This window comes from Cellulomonas humilata (assembly GCF_013359775.1).
Classification (GTDB): domain Bacteria; phylum Actinomycetota; class Actinomycetes; order Actinomycetales; family Cellulomonadaceae; genus Cellulomonas; species Cellulomonas humilata.
In genome coordinates, this window is record NZ_JABMCI010000066.1 from 273430 (window position 1) to 290165 (window position 16736).

The 16736-nt window shown below is 73.4% G+C and carries 15 protein-coding genes; 3 read left to right on the forward strand and 12 right to left on the reverse strand.

Annotated features, from left to right (window positions below; genetic code table 11):
- Positions 1–191 precede the first annotated feature (191 nt).
- From HP550_RS13430 to HP550_RS13470, 9 genes are all read right to left on the reverse strand, one after another.
- A complete protein-coding gene (locus tag HP550_RS13430) occupies positions 192–1433 on the reverse strand; it encodes an ABC transporter permease (RefSeq protein WP_175348158.1) in 1242 nt (413 codons plus the stop codon).
- Complete coding sequence (locus tag HP550_RS13435) at positions 1430–2224, reverse strand: ABC transporter ATP-binding protein (RefSeq protein ID WP_175348159.1); 795 nt, start codon at positions 2222–2224, stop codon at positions 1430–1432. The genes HP550_RS13430 and HP550_RS13435 overlap by 4 nt, the downstream gene beginning before the upstream one ends.
- Complete coding sequence (locus HP550_RS13440; RefSeq protein ID WP_175348160.1) at positions 2221–3237, reverse strand: permuted SH3 domain-containing protein; 1017 nt, start codon at positions 3235–3237, stop codon at positions 2221–2223. Before HP550_RS13440 ends, HP550_RS13435 begins: the two co-directional genes overlap by 4 nt.
- Before the next feature lie 574 nt (positions 3238–3811).
- Entirely contained in the window at positions 3812–5011 is a 1200-nt protein-coding gene (galK, locus tag HP550_RS13445; protein WP_175348161.1) for a galactokinase, read from the reverse strand.
- Entirely contained in the window at positions 5008–6183 is a 1176-nt protein-coding gene (gene galT, locus HP550_RS13450; RefSeq protein ID WP_175348162.1) for a galactose-1-phosphate uridylyltransferase, read from the reverse strand. The genes galK and galT overlap by 4 nt, the downstream gene beginning before the upstream one ends.
- On the reverse strand, positions 6180–6965 hold the full coding sequence (locus HP550_RS13455; RefSeq protein ID WP_175348163.1) for a DeoR family transcriptional regulator: 786 nt from the start codon (positions 6963–6965) through the stop codon (positions 6180–6182). Before HP550_RS13455 ends, galT begins: the two co-directional genes overlap by 4 nt.
- 107 nt (positions 6966–7072) lie before the next feature.
- On the reverse strand, positions 7073–8212 hold the full coding sequence (locus HP550_RS13460; protein ID WP_175348164.1) for an Mrp/NBP35 family ATP-binding protein: 1140 nt from the start codon (positions 8210–8212) through the stop codon (positions 7073–7075).
- 26 nt (positions 8213–8238) lie between these two features.
- Entirely contained in the window at positions 8239–8775 is a 537-nt protein-coding gene (locus tag HP550_RS13465; protein WP_175348165.1) for a DUF1003 domain-containing protein, read from the reverse strand.
- The gene (locus HP550_RS13470) at positions 8768–10075 is read right to left on the reverse strand and encodes a magnesium transporter MgtE N-terminal domain-containing protein (protein WP_175348166.1); all 1308 of its coding nucleotides are present in this window, start codon (positions 10073–10075) and stop codon (positions 8768–8770) included. The genes HP550_RS13465 and HP550_RS13470 overlap by 8 nt, the downstream gene beginning before the upstream one ends.
- A 94-nt stretch (positions 10076–10169) precedes the next feature.
- Here HP550_RS13470 and HP550_RS13475 point away from each other — a divergent pair, with 94 nt between their 5' ends.
- The gene (locus HP550_RS13475) at positions 10170–10871 is read left to right on the forward strand and encodes a general stress protein (RefSeq protein ID WP_175348167.1); all 702 of its coding nucleotides are present in this window, start codon (positions 10170–10172) and stop codon (positions 10869–10871) included.
- 196 nt (positions 10872–11067) lie between these two features.
- On the opposite strand, the gene HP550_RS13480 is transcribed toward HP550_RS13475, so the two are convergent.
- The gene (locus HP550_RS13480; protein WP_175348168.1) at positions 11068–12594 is read right to left on the reverse strand and encodes an aminopeptidase P family protein; all 1527 of its coding nucleotides are present in this window, start codon (positions 12592–12594) and stop codon (positions 11068–11070) included.
- A gap of 38 nt (positions 12595–12632) precedes the next feature.
- Between HP550_RS13480 and HP550_RS13485 the strand changes: the two genes are divergently transcribed.
- Both HP550_RS13485 and HP550_RS13490 read left to right on the forward strand, forming a co-directional pair.
- On the forward strand, positions 12633–13475 hold the full coding sequence (locus tag HP550_RS13485) for a PHP domain-containing protein (protein WP_175348169.1): 843 nt from the start codon (positions 12633–12635) through the stop codon (positions 13473–13475).
- The gene (locus HP550_RS13490; protein WP_175348170.1) at positions 13472–14095 is read left to right on the forward strand and encodes a MarC family protein; all 624 of its coding nucleotides are present in this window, start codon (positions 13472–13474) and stop codon (positions 14093–14095) included. Before HP550_RS13485 ends, HP550_RS13490 begins: the two co-directional genes overlap by 4 nt.
- 6 nt (positions 14096–14101) lie before the next feature.
- On the opposite strand, the gene HP550_RS13495 is transcribed toward HP550_RS13490, so the two are convergent.
- Together HP550_RS13495 and HP550_RS13500 are read right to left on the reverse strand one after the other, a co-directional pair.
- On the reverse strand, positions 14102–14596 hold the full coding sequence (locus HP550_RS13495; RefSeq protein WP_175348171.1) for a DUF4304 domain-containing protein: 495 nt from the start codon (positions 14594–14596) through the stop codon (positions 14102–14104).
- Between the two features lie 124 nt (positions 14597–14720).
- Complete coding sequence (locus HP550_RS13500; protein ID WP_175348227.1) at positions 14721–16466, reverse strand: DEAD/DEAH box helicase; 1746 nt, start codon at positions 16464–16466, stop codon at positions 14721–14723.
- Positions 16467–16736 lie beyond the last annotated feature (270 nt).

Below are 16736 nucleotides of genomic sequence, written 5' to 3' on the forward strand. Positions count from 1 at the left end.
GACGACCATAGCGGCCCAAACCGACGCAAAGATCCACCACAAGGGTGATCTCCGGACGGGGTTCCGACCGACGCCGGGCCTCCGCCCCTCCGCGGATGCCCGGCGTCGTGGTGTCGCGCACCCGACGCTAGGGAGTCGGGGTGCCGGGCACATCCACCGCAGGTCGCACAACCTTTTCGTCGTGTCAGACGTCAGTAGCGGATGGCGTCGATCACCTTGACCCGGACGGCGACGATCGCGGGGATGAGTCCGGCGAGCGCGCCGACGCAGACCGCCGCCGCCATCCCGACGAGTGCGGCGCTGACCGGGAACGGCGGCATGTCCTGGATCCCGCCGCCGAACACCCGCTCGACCGGGATGTTCTTGATGATCGCGACCGCGAGCACGACGCCCACGAGCCCCGCCACGACGGTCGCGACGACCGACTCGAGCATGACCCCGAAGAACACGCGCCCGGACGTGGCGCCGAACGAGCGCCGGATCCCGATCTCCCGGATCCGGTAGCGCACGGTCACCAGCGCGATGTTCACCAGGCCGAGCCCGCCGAGCAGCAGCGCGAACGCTCCGACGCCGATGCCCACCCACTTGGTCGCCCGGTCGAGCCCGCCGGTGTTGTAGTTGTTGTCCTGCACATCCACCTGCCAGCCGGGGGCGACCGCCTGCATGTCGCGCTTGATCTGGTCGCCGAGGTCCGTCGACAGCTCCGTGGGCACCCACAGGTACATCGACGGCACCTGCGCTGACATCGGGCCCTGCACCGCGGGACCGGAGCCCCCGGACTGCATGCCGGAGCCGTCCGGGCCGATCCACCGGTGGAACTGGTCGTACAGCACGTAGGCGACGGGCTCGGCGTCCGCCCACTCGTCGCGCAGCACGCCCACGACGGCCGCCCTGACCGGCGCGCGGTCGCCCAGCTGCACGGTCGGGTGCGACGAGAGGTCGGACAGCCCCTGCGCCTCCAGGAACGCCTCGTTGACGACCAGCGTCGGCGCCATGGCCTCCTCGTCGGCGTCGGTGAACCAGCGGCCCTGCTCGGGCACGATCCGGTTGATCGTGCCGAGGTCGGCGTCGACGGCCTGCACCTGCGTGGTCCGGGTGCCGTCGGGGTAGCGGATCATCGCCTGCGTCCACTCGTTGCGGCTGGCGTAGGTGATGTCGTAGCGCTCGAGCACGCGCTCGAACTCGGCGTCCCACCCGGTCGGCGGGGTCGCGTTCTCGCCCATCGACCACGCGTTGACGTTGAGCGTGACCACCCGGCCCGACTGGCGCTCGGTCTGCTCCTTGAACGACTGGTTGAGCATGGAGACCAGGGCGGTGACGCCGGTGATGGCGGTGACCGCGCAGGCCACGCCGATGAGGGCGAGCAGCACGCGGAGCTTGTGGATCCGCAGCTCTCCCCACGCCTCGACGATCGCGCCGACGACGCCGGTCATGCCGGCACCCCCGCCTCGTCCGTGGGCTCCGGCAGGCGTCGCTCGGTGCGGGCCGACCGGTCCGCCACCAGCGTCGGCACGTCGCCCACCCAGTCGGAGGTGGTGTCCAGGCTGATCGGCACCAGCACCCCCTCCGTCAGCCGGTACTGCCGCTCGGCGCGCGCCGCCACCGCGAGGTCGTGCGTGATGGTCACCAGGGCCGCGCCGGTCTGCGACGCGATCTCGTCGAGCAGGTCCATGACCTCCCCGCCGGTCTCCACGTCGAGCGCCCCGGTCGGCTCGTCGGCCAGGATCACCCGCGGCCCGCGCACGAGCGCCCGGGCGATGGCGACCCGCTGCTGCTCGCCGCCGGACAGCTTGTCGGGCATGGTGTCCACCCGGTCGCCCAGCCCGACGCGCTCGAGCATCTCCGCGGCCAGGCGCGTGCGCGACCAGAACTGCCGGCCCCGCGCGTAGAGCAGGGGGGCGGACACGTTCTCCAGCGCCGTGCGGCCGGGCAGCAGGTTGAACTGCTGGAACACGAACCCGAAGTCCCGCCCGCGGCGCTTGGTCCGCGTGCCGTTCGAGAGCTTGCCGATGGGCACGCCCTCCAGCAGGTACTGGCCGGTGGTGGGGGCGTCGAGCAGGCCGAGGATGTTGAGCAGCGTCGACTTGCCGGTGCCGGAGCGGCCGACGATCGCGACGTGCTCGCCCGCGTCGACCGCCAGGGTCACGCCCTGGAGGATGTGCAGGATGCGATCGTCGGGCAGCCGGACCGACCGCGTGACGTCGGTGAGCTCGAGGAGGCTCATCCGCCGCACACAGCCGGGTCGTAGTTGAGGCTGCAGTCCACGGGCTTGCCGGCGCCGCCGGGCACCGGGATGAACTCCAGGATGGTGTCGCCGGCGACCAGGCCTTCGGTGACCTGCACGTTCTCACCGTCCGTCAGGCCCAGGCCGACCGGCCGCTTCTCGTTGGTGCCGTCCGCGGCCACCACCCAGACGTTGCCCTTCTGGACGGTGCCCTGCACCGCCGTGATCGGGACCACGACGACGTCCGCGGCGGTGCCGTTGGTGATCTCGACGTTCGCACCCAGCCCGGGGAACGCGGTGACGCCCGCCGGGATGGCGCAGGTGACCGTGCCGGACGTGCTGGTGGTGCCGGTCTCGGGCTCCGTGCCGGTGGCGGGGGCGGCGCCGACGCGCAGGCCGGTGCAGTCGAACGGGGCCGGTCCGCCGTTGAGCGTCACGGTCGCCTGCGTCGGGGCGCCGACGAGCCGGTACTGCTGGTCGGGCGTCAGCGTGCCGGTGACGGAGAGCGTGCCGGGTGCGACCTTGCCCACCTCGTCGCCGACCGAGACCACCTGGTCCTTGAGCGTCGGCAGCGACAGGGTCCCGGCGACCGGCGCCTTGACGGTCTCCACCACGACCTTCGGCTTGCGCTCCGTGGTGGTCACCTCCCCGGTCTCCGGGTTCGTCTTGACGATCGGGTCCTGCGGGGTCTCCTGCCGGATCTCGAGGATCGGCGTCCCCGCGGCGACGGCCGCGCCGTCCGCGGCGAGCAGCTTGGACACGGTGCCGGCCAGGGTGGCCCGCACGACGACGGCTGCGTCGGACGTGACCGACGCCTGCACCGTCACGGCGTTGGTCACCGTGCCGGTGGCCACCTCGACGGTCGGCTCGACGATCGCCCCCGTGGGCTGGAGCGACGTGTCGACCGTGCTGACGTCCGCACCGGCGAACGCGATCTTCACCAGGGCGGCCGCGATGACCGCCCAGAGGATCAGGCGGATGGTCGGGAAGATGATCCGGCGGGTGACCCCCACGGTCGGGCTCCTCGTTGTCGTCGGGACGTGCGACGGGAACGTATCGACCTCGCGGCGCCCGGAGGATCCGTCCCGAGGATGATGTGTCCCTGATACTGCGGGGCAGACACTACTGCGCGATGCGTACTAGAGGTCAAGGACTGCTCCGGCGTGTCACGACGACGGAGACGGTGCGGGCAAGGTCAGCTCCCACGCGTCGAGCTCGTCGGGGTGCTCGTCGACGAACGTGCGCTGCGCCGAGGCGACCAGCCTGTCGCGGGTGCGGGTCAGGCCGACCTCGTCGTCGCACTCGCGCTCGGCGGTGGCCAGCTCGATCTCCCGCGCCAGGAGCCGCGGCTCCTGAGCGGCGGGGGGGGCAGCCGTCGACCTCGGCGAGCGGGTCGTCAGCTGCCGCGCCGAAGAGGAGCGCGCCGCCCTCCGGGGTGGCGTTCGTGCCCGTGCACCCTACGAGCAGGAGGAGGCCGCCCACTGCCACCGCCCGACCACCGCGCATGTCGCAGGACGCCCCGAGCCCCGTGCCCACGACCGCATCCGGTGCAGGGCGGACAACGAGACCCGTCCGCCGGTCGTCAGGTCAGGACGCTGGGCCAGACGCGGTCGCGACCAGGAACGCCGGTGCCCCCAGACCCTCGGCCGCGAACGCGTCCGCGACGGCCTGCGCCACCCGGTCCACCTCGTCCGCGCCGACCAGCGCGATCGCGGACCCGCCGAACCCCCCGCCGGTCATCCGCGCACCCGTGGCGCCCGCGGCCCGAGCGGTGTCGACGACGAGGTCCAGCTCCCGGCAGGACACCTCGTAGTCGTCGCGCAGGGAGGCGTGCGACTGGTTCATCAAGGTCCCGACCAGACCGACCTCGCCGGCGTCGAGCAGGGCGACGAACCAGGTGACGCGATCGATCTCGTTCACCACGTGCCGGACGCGGCGCACCTGGACGTCGTCGTCGAGCTTGTCGAGCGCCCACTCCAGGCCGCGGGGGTCGTCGGAGATCTCGCGCAGCGTGCCGACGCCGAGTCGCTGTGCCGCCGCCTCGCACGAGGCCCGGCGTGCCGCGTACTGACCGTCCACCAGCGCGTGCTCGGCGCGGGTGTCCACCACCAGGAGCGCCAGGCCGTGCGCGGAGAGGTCGAACGGGACGTGCCGGACGGAGCCGTCGAGGCAGTCGAGCAGCAGGGCGTTCCCCGCCTGCGCGCGCAGGGCGGCCGCCTGGTCCATCCCGCCCGTGGGCGCCCCGGCGATCTCGTTCTCGGCGCGCACGCACAGCGCCGCCAGCGTCGCGCGTCCGTCGTCGGACCCCGCCAGGTCGAGCGCGAACGCCGCGTCGAGCGCGACGGCCACCGACGCCTCCAGGGCGGCCGACGACGAGAGCCCGGCGCCGTAGGGCACGCAGGAGTCGACCGCGACGTCGAACCCGGAGACGGTGTGCCCGGCCTGCCGGAGCGCCCACGCGACACCGACGACGTAGCCCGCCCAGCCGTCGACCGTGCCGGGTGCGACGTCACCGAGCTCGATCGTCCGCATTCCGGCGGGCTCCTGGGCGGACACGAGCCGCACCGTGTCGTCGTCGCGCCGCCGCAGTGCCACGTAGGTGCGGTGGGGGAGCGCGATCGGCAGGCAGAGGCCGCCGTTGTAGTCGGTGTGCTCACCGATCAGGTTCACGCGACCGGGCGCGGACCAGGTGCCGTCCGGGTCCGCCTCGAACCGCGCCCGGAACTGCGCGGCGGCACGGTCGGCGCCCTCGGTGGGGGTCCAGGCCTGAAGCCACTCGGGGGTCATGCCAGCTCCTGCAGACGGGTCGCGATGCGCTCGGGGGTGGTGTCGCTGATCCAGGCGCCCATGCCGGACTCGACGCCGGCCAGGTACTTGAGCTTGCCCGGCGCGCGCAGCACCGAGAACAGCTGGAGGTGCAGGCGGGAGTCGTCGCGCCCGTCGCGCACGGGGGCCTGGTGCCAGCCGGAGATGTACGGCAGCGGGATCGCCTCGCCGTCCGGGCCGACGAAGAACCGGTCCAGCCGCTGCAGCAGCGACAGGTACACGGTGGACAGGTCCTCCCGCTCCGCGTCGGTCAGGGCCGGCAGGTCGGGCACGTCGCGTCGCGGCGCCAGGTGCACCTCGACGGGCCAGCGCGCCGCGAACGGCACGTATGCCACCCAGTGCTCGGACTCCAGCACGATCCGCTCGCCGTGGGCCAGCTCGGCGTCCAGCACGTCGCGGCCCAGCAGGCGGCCGGTCTTCTCCCGGTGCGCGCGGGCCTGCGCGAGCATCGCGGTCGTCTTCGGGGTGAGGTACGGGAACGCGTAGATCTGCCCGTGCGGGTGGTGCAGCGTGACGCCGATCTCCTTGCCGCGGTTCTCGAACACGAACACCTGCTCGATGCCGGGGAGCGCGTGCAGGGCCTCGGTCCGCTGCGCCCAGGCCTCGACGATCGTGCGCAGCCGGCGCGGCGTCACCGTGCTCAGCGACGCGGTGGAGTCCGACGAGAAGCAGATGACCTCGCAGCGGCCCGCCGCCGGGCGAACCGTCCAGAGGGGCTCGCCGTCGCGCTGCACGGGGACGTCCGGGAGCCCCGGCACGGCGAGCAGCGACGGGAACCGGTTCTCGAACACCACGACGTCGTAGTCCTCCGCCGGGATCTCACCGTCCTGGTAGACGGCGCCGGGCTTGGCGGGGGCCAGCGGGTTGGCGTCCGCGGGCGGCAGGAACGTGCGGTTCATGCGCTGCGCCGCCATGGGGATCCACTCGCCCGTGAGGGGGTCGCGGCGCAGCTCCGGGCCGGTGACGGGCTGCGGGACCCCGTCGGCGTCGGGGACGGGCGCGAACCGGTCGACCAGGGGGCGTGCGTCCTCGAGCGTGCGCGTGGCGGCGCCGGACACGTACGGCTCGGAGTCGTCGAAGTAGAGCAGCTCCCGGCCGTCGGCGAGCGTGGTGGTGGTCAGGCGGACGGTCACGGGGTTGCTCCAGAGGTGTCGACCGTGACCAGGGCGGTCTCGGTCAGGTGTCGTCGGGCGTCGGCGGGCAGGGCGTCGTCGGTGAGCAGGGTGTCGACGTCCTCGAGCGGGGCGATGCGGGCCAGGCCCACCACCCCCCACTTCGTGTGGTCGGCGAGGACGGTGGTCGCCGCGGCGCAGGCCATCAGCGCGCGGTCGGTAGCGGCCTCCGCGAGATTCGGGGTGGTCAGGCCCTGAGCGTCCAGCCCGTGCACCCCGAGGAAGGTGCGGTCGACGCGCAGGCCGGCCAGCGTGGCGTCGGCGACGGGTCCGACGAGCGCGTCCGACGGCGTGCGCACCCCGCCGGTGAGGATCACCTCGATGCCGACGACCCCGTACAGGGCGTCCGCGATGCGCAGCCCGTTCGTCACGACCGTCAGCGGGCCGATGCCCGCGCCGGCGAGCAGCTCGGCGAGCAGGAACGTGGTGGTGCCCGCCGAGAGAGCGATGGCCTGCCCCGGCTCGATCGTCGCCAGCGCCGCGCGGGCGATCGCCGCCTTCTCAGGGCCCGCCCAGGAGCGCTTGGCCTCGAAGCCCGGCTCGTCGGTGGGCCGTCCGGGTGCGTCGGGGGCGACGGCGCCGCCGTGCACCCGCCGGACCAGGCCGGCCCGGGCCAGCTCGGCGATGTCGCGCCGGACGGTCATGTCCGAGACGTCGAGGCGCTCCACCAGGTCGGCCACGCGCGCGGCGCCCTCGGAGCGCACGGCGGCGAGGATCCGTTCCTGGCGCTGGGAGGCGAGCACCCGAACAGCATCGCACCAAAACAAACAAAGTTCAACATCTGCCGCTGCCCCCCCTGTGGCGCCGGAATGCTCCTCCGTACGGACGCCGGAGCCGTGACGTGCTGTTGTCAGCGGCCTGCCGGCGTGAGGCCCAGCGAGCGGCCCGCGAGGCCCCGGCGGCGGGCGGCCAGGGAGCGGGCTACCTCGCGCAGGGCCTGTGCGGCGGGGGAGTCCGGGGCGCTCAGCACCACCGGGGTCCCGTCGTCGCCGGCCTCGCGCAGCCGCACGTCGAGCGGCACCTGACCGAGCAGCGGGACGTCGCCGCCCGTGATCCGGGTCAGGTTGTCCGCGACCCTCTGGCCGCCGCCGGAGCCGAAGATCTCCAGTCGTGAGCCGTCGGGCTGCTCCAGCCACGACATGTTCTCCACCACGCCGACCACGTGCTGGCGGGTCTGCACGGCGACGGACCCGGCGCGCTCGGCGACCTCGGCGGCGGCGACCTGCGGGGTGGTGACCACGACCAGCTCGGAGCTCGGCAGCAGCTGCGCGACCGAGATCGCGATGTCGCCCGTACCGGGGGGCAGGTCGAGCAGGAGCACGTCGAGGTCGCCCCAGAACACGTCGGCGAGGAACTGCTGGAGCGCGCGGTGCAGCATCGGGCCGCGCCAGACGACCGGCTGACCGGGCGGCACGAACATGCCGATCGAGACCACGAGCACGCCGAAGGCCTCGGGTGGCAGGAGCATGTCGTCGACGCGCGTCGGCTGCCGCGTGACGCCGAGCATGCGGGGGATCGAGAAGCCGTAGATGTCGGCGTCGACGATGCCCACCTTCAGCCCGTCGGCCGCCATCGCGACCGCGAGGTTGGCCGTGACCGACGACTTGCCGACGCCGCCCTTGCCCGACGCGATCGCGTACACCTTGGTCAGCGAGCCCGGCTGCGCGAACGGGATGACCGGCTCGGTGTCCGTGCCGCGCAGCAGCGTCCGGAGCGCGGCCCGCTGCTCGGCGGACATCACGCCGAACACCACCGCCACCTCGTCGACCCCGTCGACGGCGGCCGCCGCGGCGCTGACGTCGCGCGTGAGCGTGTCCTTCAGCGGGCAGCCCGGGGTCGTCAGGTCGATCCCGACGGTCGCGCGCGTGCCGTCGACCTCGACGGAGCGCACCATGCCGAGCTCGGTGATGGGGCGCTTGATCTCCGGGTCGAGCACGCGGGAGAGCGCGTCGCGGATGGCATCGAGCAGCGGGTCGGTGGGGTCCGGCATGCGGCCCATCGTAGGCGTCGCGCGGACTAGCCCCGGGGGGCCTTCCGTCCCCGCTCGGTCGGCTCCGGGTGCTTCTCGGCCTCGGCCTCGCGCTCCGCGGTGAGGTCCTCGAGCATGTTGCGCAGCTCGGAGCGGACGAAGTCGCGCGTGGCCACCTCGGACAGGGCGATGCGCAGCGCCGCCATCTCGCGCGCCAGGAACTCGGTGTCCGCGAGGTTGCGCTCGGACCGCTGCCGGTCCTGCTCGGCCTGGACGCGGTCGCGGTCGGTCTGCCGGTTCTGCGCGAGCAGGATCAGCGGGGCCGCGTACGACGCCTGGAGCGAGAGCATGAGGGTCAGCGCGGTGAACCCGTTGACCGCCTTGTCGAACCGCAGGTCGGCGGGCGCCCACACGTTCCAGGCGATCCAGACCAGGCAGAACAGCGTCAGGTAGATGATGAACCGCGGCGTGCCCAGGAACCGGGCGATGCTCTCCGAGATCTTGCCGGACGCGTCCTCGTCCAGCTGCGGCTTCCGGATGAACCGGCGCCGCGTCTCCAGCGGGGTGTCGAGGCGCTCAGCCACGGGTCACCCCCGGTCGTGGGCTGCCGAGCACGCCCGTGCCCGAGAAGTTGCCCTCGTCGTCGGTCTCGCGCCAGTCCTCGGGCAGCAGGTGGTCGAGGACGTCGTCGACCGAGACCACGCCCAGCAGGCGCTTCTCGGAGTCGACGACCGGCAGGGCGAGCAGGTTGTAGGTGGCCAGGTTGCGGGTGACCGCGAGCAGCGGCGCATCCACGGGGATGGACTCGATGTCGGTGTCCACGATCGAGCCGATGGCCTCGTGCGGGGGCTCGCGCAGCAGCCGCTGCAGGTGCACGACGCCGATGAACCGGCCGGTCGGCGTCTCCAGCGGCGGGCGCGCGACGAACACCATCGACGCCAGCGCGGGGGTGAGGTCCTGCCGGCGCACGTGGGCCAGCGCGGCGGCGATGGGGGTCTCCGGGCCGAGGATCACGGGCTCGGTGGTCATCAGACCGCCCGCGGTGTTGTCCTCGTAGGCGAGCAGGCGGCGGACGTCCTTGGCCTCGTCGGGCTCCATGAGCTCGAGCAGCTCGGCGGCCTGCTCGTCGGGCAGCTCACCCAGCAGGTCGGCGGCGTCGTCGGGCTGCATGGCCTCGAGCACGTCGGCGGCGCGCGTGCGGGCCAGGCCCTGCAGGATGCCCACCTGGTCGTCCTCGGGCAGCTCCTCGAGCACGTCGGCGAGCCGCTCGTTGTCCAGCGCGCTGGCCACCTCGAGGCGGCGGGTGAGGCCGAGGTCGTGCAGGACGTCCGCGAGGTCGGCGGGCTTGAGGTCCTCCCACTGCGCGAGCAGCAGCTCGGCGCCCTGGGCGGCGCTCGCCTGACCCAGACCGGTCACCTCGTCGACGGACACGAGCAGCGTCTCGCCGCGGCGGCGCAGGAGGCCCCGGCCACCCGCGGGCTGGCGTCGGACGAAGATCTTGGAGATCACCCAGTCGCCGTTGCGCTGGAGCTCGATGGCCACGTCCTCGATGGTGGCCGGACCGGATCCGTCGACGAACTCGACCGTGCGGTCCAGCAGCTCGCTCACGGCGAGGGTCTCGAACGCGCGCTGCTCGAACCGGCGCATGTTCACCAGGCCGGTCGAGATGACCTGACCGGAGTCGATCGACGTCACGCGCGTCAGCGGCAGGAACACGCGGCGGCGGGCGGCCACCTCGACCACCAGCCCGACGGCGCGAGGCATGCCTTTGGGGCGCACCAGCACGACGACGTCGCGCACCCGTCCCACCTGGTCACCGAGGGGGTCGAACACGTTGGTCCCGGCAAGGCGCGCGACGAACACCCTGGTCCCGACGCTGCTCACGTCGGTCAGCCTAGACCGGCACCTGCCCCGCGGCGGTCGCCCCGCCGGTGGACCGGGCCTGGCGATCCGCACGGCGCTGGGGGAGGATCGCCGCATGTCGTTCTCCGGTAACGCTCGTGCCCCGCGCACCCCCACGCCGCCGCAGGGTGAGACCGTCGCGTCCTACGCCACCTATCTCGAGGCGCAGAAGGCCGTCGACCACCTCGCGGACAAGGCCTTCGCCGTGCAGCTGGTGACCATCGTCGGCGCCGACCTGAAGATGGTCGAGCGCGTCACCGGGCGCCTGTCCTACCCGCGGGTGGCGCTCGGCGGCTTCCTGTCCGGCGCCTGGTTCGGACTCTTCGTCGGCCTGCTGCTCAGCCTGTTCACCACGCCAGGGACGCAGAGCCCGCTGGTGCCCGCGATCTTCATCGGTGGCGCCTTCGGCCTGCTCTTCGCGATCCTCACGTACTCGTTCTCGCGCGGGAAGCGGGACTTCACGTCGACCAGCCAGATCGTCGCGTCGTCCTACGCCGTGCTGTGCCGGGCGGAGCAGGCGCACAAGGCCCGGGAGCTGCTGCGGGAGATCGGCGGCGTCCAGTCCGGCTGGCCCGCGCGGCCGGCCGCGCCGCTCACCACCACCAGCCCGTCGGATCCGTCGGCTGCGTACCCGCCGGCTGCGGCCCCCGCCGACCCGTGGGGCTCTCCGACCGTGCCGCCGGTCGCGCCGCCCGGACCACCCGCTCCGCCGACCGGACCGCCGTCCGACCAGCCCGCTGCGCCGCACGCGCCGAGCGGGCCTCCGCCCGCGCCCTGAGCCGAGCGGCCCGGCGCTCGCGGAAGGTCGGCTCGGGGTCGACCTGCGGGGCGTCGGGGAAGCCGCTGCGGGCCTCCCGGAGCGTCGCCGCCTTCGAGAACAGCAGTGCGAGGTGGGCGCCGTCCATGTCTGCCTCCTGTGTCGGGGGATGTCCCTCTCACAGGTGGTGACGCGGGCGCGCGCGCCCGATCGACACTCAGCGGCCGAGCAGTCCTGCCATCCACGCCTCGATCGCGTCGGGCTCGCGGGGCAGTGCCGCGGACAGGTTCTCGTTGCCGTCGGCGGTGATGAGCACGTCGTCCTCGATCCGCACGCCGATGCCCCGGTACTCCTGCGGTACCAGCAGGTCGTCGGACTTGAAGTACAGGCCGGGCTCGATGGTGAACACCATGCCGGGCTCGAGGACGCCGTCGAGGTACAGCTCCGCGCGGGCGACGGCGCAGTCGTGCACGTCGAGGCCGAGGTGGTGGCTCGTGCCGTGCACCATCCAGCGGCGGTGGTGCTGGTTCTCGGGCAGCAGGGCCTCCTCGGCCGTCACCGGCAGCAGGCCCCACTCCTCGAGCCGTGCGGCGATCACCGTCATCGCCGCCTCGTGCACGTCCCGGAACCTGGCGCCGGGCACCGCGGCCACGAAGCCGGCGTCCGCGGCGTCGAGCACCGCCTGGTAGATCCGGCGCTGGACCTCCGTGAACGTGCCGTCCACGGGCAGGGTGCGCGTGACGTCCGCCGTGTAGAGCGAGTCGACCTCCACGCCGGCGTCGATCAGCACCAGCTCGCCGGGCGTCACCCGGCCGTCGTTGTCGATCCAGTGCAGCGTCGTCGCGTGGTCGCCCGCCGCGGCGATGGTCTCGTAGCCGACCGCGTTGCCCTCCTGGCGGGCGTGGCCGACGAACGTGCCCTCGATGACGCGCTCGCCGCGGCGGTGCGCGACCGCATCGGGCAGTGCGCGGACGATCTTCTCGAAGCCCTCGATCGTCGTGTCGACCGCCAGCCGCATCTGCTCGATCTCGTGCGCGTCCTTGACCAGCCGCAGCTCGGACAGGGCCTCGGCCAGCCGCTCGTCGCGCTGCCCGGCGGCCTCGGTGCTGCGGATCTCCTCCACCAGCTCCTCGATCGCCTCGTCGGCGTCGGGCACCACCCGCACCTGCACGCCGTCCGCGCCGACGTCCTTGGCCAGGGCGTCGCGCAGGTCGTCGAGGTGCGCGGTGCGGATCCCGGTGAGCGTCTCCACGTCCTCCAGCGTCGGGCGGGCGCCCACCCAGAACTCGCCGGAGCGCGAGTCGGAGAAGAACTCCTCGGTGTCCCGGCCGGCGAGCGGGCGCATGTACAGGACGGCCCGGTGGCCGCCGCCGTCGTCGCCGGTGCCGTCCTCGACCGGGTGCAGGACCAGCACCGCGTCGGGCTCCTGCTCCGACCCCAGGCCGGTGAGGTGCGCGAACGCGGAGTGCGGCCGGAACCGGTAGTCGGTGTCGTTGGAGCGCGGCTTGTACGTCCCGGCGGGCAGGACGAGCCGCTCGCCGGGGAACTCGGCCGAGAGCGCCGACCGGCGTGCGGCGGTGTGGTCGGCCGCGGCGCCGCGCGCGACCGTCGACGCGGGACGGGGACCCCAGCCCGAGGTGATGAACCGCACGAACTCCGCGGAGCTCGGGCGCTGGGACCGGTTGCTGCCCCGGTCGGCGAGCGGCTGGGTGGGAGTGGTCTCGGGCGTCAGGTCCTCACTCATGGCGCCATCCTCGCACCCGGCCCGACTACCGTGACCCCGTGCGCATCGACCTCCACACCCACTCGACGGCGTCGGACGGCACCGGTGCACCTGCCCAGGTGGTGGCGGACGCGGCGGCTGCGGGCCTGGACGTGGTCGCCCTGACGGACCACGACACGACGGCGGGCTGGGCCGAGGCGGAGCTGGCGGCACGCGTGCACGGCGTCGCGCTGGTGCGCGGGACCGAGGTGTCCGCCCGGTCCAGCGGCATCTCCATCCACCTGCTGTCCTACCTCCAGGACCCGACGCATCCGGCGCTCGTCGCCGAGCTGGACCGGACGCGCGACGCGCGGCTGAACCGCGCGCGGCAGATCGTCGAGCTGCTCGCGGCCGACGTGCCGATCACCTGGGACGACGTGCTGGAGCAGTCGCGCGACGCCGTCGTGGTGGGTCGCCCGCACATCGCGGACGCCCTCGTGGCCCGTGGCGTCGTCGGGGACCGGGACGACGCGTTCGTGCACCTGCTGGCCTCGGACGGGGCGTACCACGTGCCGCACTACGCCCCCGACGGTCCCACGGCCGTGCGCGCCATCCGCGCTGCCGGCGGCGTGCCCGTGTTCGCGCACCCCGGGGCGGACGCCCGCGGACGGATCGTGCCGGAGCGTGTGTTCGACCGTCTCGCCGCCGCCGGCCTGGGCGGCATCGAGGTGGACCACCGCGACCACTCGCCCGCGCAGCGGACGCGGCTGCGGGGAATCGCCGACCGGCTCGGCCTGCTGGTCACGGGGTCGAGCGACTACCACGGTGACGGGAAGGCCAACCGCCTGGGGGAGAATCTCACCGCGCCCGAGGTGCTCGCGGCGATCGAGGAGCAGGGGACGACGGGCGTGATCCGACCATGAGTGACGTGTTCGACGCCTATCTCTTCGCGTCGGTGTTCATCACGCTGTTCGTGATCATGGACCCGCCCGGTGTGGTGCCGATCTTCCTCGGGCTCACCGGCGCGATGACCCGCCAGCAGCGCAACCGCGCCGCGCGGCAGGCCGTGCTGGTGGCGCTCGGGGTGATCGTGGCGTTCGCCCTGTTCGGGCAGTCGCTGCTCGACTACATGCACATCACGCTGCCCGCTCTTCAGGCCTCCGGCGGGCTGCTGCTGCTGCTCATCGCCATGGAGCTGCTGACCGGGAAGATGGAGGAGCCGCAGCCGTCGGGGAACGGGAAGGTCAACGTCGCCCTGGTGCCGCTGGGCACCCCGTTGCTGGCCGGCCCCGGCGCCATCGTCGCCACCATGGTGTTCGTCCAGCAGTCCGACAAGACCGTCGCCGACTGGGTGGCCATCGCGGCCGGCGTCGTCGCCGTGCACGTGGCGCTCTACCTGGCGATGCGGTTCGCCAACGTCATCCACCGGATCCTGGGCGACTCCGGCACCATCCTGGTCACGCGGATCGCCGGCCTGCTGCTGGCCGCCATCGCGGTGCAGCTGGTGGCCGACGCGGTGACCGCCTTCATCCAGGCGGCCTGACCGGCCTCACCAGTCCGCCAGGTCTCCCAGCGGGATCGGGTCGAGGGGGTACGGCGGGGGCGGGGGCGAGCCCGCCGACCGCGCGAGCAGGTGGGGCATCGCGACGTCCCGGACGAGCAGCAGCACCTCGGCGGCCACGGCGGGGGCGTCCTCGGGGTGCCGCAGGACCCACCACCGGTCGAGACCGGGGTCCAGCAGGGCGCCGATCCGGCTCGACCAGCCGCCCGCCCACTGGCCGAACCAGGCCGGCGGCCGGGCCGGCACGGAGGGGTCCTGCGCCCGCCGCTCGGCCAGCCGCTCGGGCGTGATGTGGGCGATCTCGAACGTGAACATGGTGGCGGTCGGCGACGTGTGCATCGTCGCCTGGAACGACAGGAGCGCGAGGTCGCCCGACGCGACGGGCAGGTGGAAGTGCGGCGCGGAGCCTCGCCACCCGAGCGTCCGCAGCCCGGGCACCACCGTCGACCGCATCATCTCCAGGCGCACGTCCTTCGCGTTCACGCGGACACCCTCGCAGCACGCGCGGGCGTGCGGGTGGTCGGACGTGGAGATGCACCCGTTCAGCCGCCGGGACGACGGACGGGTGCGTGCTCCGCGGAGCACGCACCCGTCCGGTGAGGAAGGCTCAGGCCTCGGTGGCCGACGCCTGCGGGGCGCCGCCGCCCTCGGCCGCCTGGCCGCTGCGGGTGCGACGACGGCTCCGGCTGCGGCTGCGACCGGTCGACCCGCCCTCGGTGCCCTGCTCGGTGGACGGGCCGTTCGACGGCGCCTCGGACGGCGACGTCGCGTTGCCCGTCACGTTCTCGGTCCCACCCTCGCCGCGACCGCGACCGCGGCCGCCGCGACGACGACGAGCACCCTCGCGGGCCTCGCCGGTCTCGTCGGCCGGACGCTCGGCCGCCGGCGCGTGCGTGCGCGCGGGCGGCTCCTCGGTCCGGCGCGGTGCCGACCCTCCGGAGCGCTGGTCGCTGCCGCGACGCGCGTCGCCGCGGCCGTTGCCACGGATCTGGTCCGAGTGCGAGCCACCCGCCGGGCGCCCGCCGCCGCGCTTGCCGGTCTCGCCCAGGTCCTCGAGCTTCTCCGCGTCCAGCCCCTCGCGGGTCTGCTGCGACTTGGGCAGGCGCCCCTTGGTGCCCTCGGGGATGTCGAGGTCCTCGTACACGTGCGGCGAGCTGGAGTACGACTCGATCGGCGCGGGGATGCCGAGCTCGAGCGCCTTGTCGATCAGGCCCCAGCGCGGGATGTCGTCCCAGTCGACGAACGTGACCGCCGTGCCCTTGGCGCCCGCGCGGCCGGTGCGGCCGGTGCGGTGCAGGTAGGTCTTCTCGTCCTCGGGGCACTGGTAGTTGATGACGTGCGTGACGGCCTCGACGTCGATGCCGCGGGCGGCCACGTCGGTGGCGACCAGGACGTCGACCTTGCCGTGCCGGAACGCGCGCAGCGCCTGCTCGCGGGCGCCCTGGCCCAGGTCGCCGTGCAGCGCCCCGGCGGCGAAGCCCCGCTCGACCAGGTCGTCGGCCACCTTGGCGGCGGTCCGCTTGGTGCGGGCGAACACGATGGTCAGGCCGCGACCCCGGGCCTGCAGGATGCGGGCCAGCATCTCGACCTTGTCCAGCGCGTGCGCGCGATAGGCCACCTGCTTGATGTTCTTGACGGTCTTGCTGTCGTCCTCGGGGTCGGCCGCGCGGATGTGCGTCGGCTGCGTCATGTAGCGGCGCGCCATCGCGACCACGGCGCCGGGCATGGTGGCCGAGAACAGCATCGTGTGACGGCTCGCGGGCGTCGAGGACAGCAGGGTCTCGACGTCGGGCAAGAAGCCGAGGTCGAGCATCTCGTCGGCCTCGTCGAGCACGACCACCTGGACGTGCGAGAGGTCGAGGTGCTTCTGCTTGAGCAGGTCGATCATGCGCCCGGGCGTGCCGACGACCACGTCGACGCCGGTGGCCAGGGCGGAGACCTGCGGCTCGTACGCGCGGCCGCCGTACACCTGGAGCACGCGGACCTTGCGGCGCGAGCTGGCGGTGGCCAGGTCGCCGGCCACCTGGACGGCGAGCTCACGGGTGGGGACGACGACGAGGGCCTGCGGCTTGCCGGCGTGCGGCATCTGGTCGTAGCCCTCCTCGCCGGGCGCGACCACGCGGTGCAGCAGCGGGACGCCGAAGCCGAGGGTCTTGCCGGTGCCGGTCTTGGCCTGGCCGATGATGTCGTGGCCGGACAGGGCGACCGGCAGGGTCATCGCCTGGATGGGGAACGGGTGCGTGATGCCGGCGTCGGCCAGCGCCTGGACGATCTCCGGGCGGACGTCGAAGTCCGCGAACGAGGCCTCCACCGCCTGCACGGAGGACCAGGTGTTCTTCAGGGGGCGGGTCATGGGCTCGGCCAGAGCAGAGACCTGCTCCGGCGTCTCGTCGGTGGTGGTCACGAGGACTCTTCACTGCGAAGGGTGGTGTGCCGCGCGCTGCCGGGGCCGACGGGTGTCGGAGCGTCCCGGGCGACAGCGGAGTTCACCACGCGGGTTGGCCGGCAGCCGATCGTGCAAGTCGACTCGCGAGCGTCTTCCGGACGAGGTCCGGGGCTGCGCGAGAATGGGTGTGATCGTCGAACAGATGGGGAAACCGAGACGACCGGGCAACCGAATTAC

Bases quoted from the DNA above. Each gene is read 5' to 3' on its own strand.
- HP550_RS13430 (WP_175348158.1), bottom strand. From the start codon at position 1,433: ATGACCGGCGTCGTCGGCGCGATCGTCGAGGCGTGGGGAGAGCTGCGG.
- HP550_RS13435 (WP_175348159.1), bottom strand. From the start codon at position 2,224: ATGAGCCTCCTCGAGCTCACCGACGTCACGCGGTCGGTCCGGCTGCCC.
- galK (WP_175348161.1), bottom strand. From the start codon at position 5,011: ATGACCCCCGAGTGGCTTCAGGCCTGGACCCCCACCGAGGGCGCCGAC.
- HP550_RS13460 (WP_175348164.1), bottom strand. From the start codon at position 8,212: ATGCCGGACCCCACCGACCCGCTGCTCGATGCCATCCGCGACGCGCTC.
- HP550_RS13475 (WP_175348167.1), top strand. From the start codon at position 10,170: ATGTCGTTCTCCGGTAACGCTCGTGCCCCGCGCACCCCCACGCCGCCG.
- HP550_RS13480 (WP_175348168.1), bottom strand. From the start codon at position 12,594: ATGAGTGAGGACCTGACGCCCGAGACCACTCCCACCCAGCCGCTCGCC.
- HP550_RS13490 (WP_175348170.1), top strand. From the start codon at position 13,472: ATGAGTGACGTGTTCGACGCCTATCTCTTCGCGTCGGTGTTCATCACG.
- HP550_RS13500 (WP_175348227.1), bottom strand. From the start codon at position 16,466: ATGACCCGCCCCCTGAAGAACACCTGGTCCTCCGTGCAGGCGGTGGAG.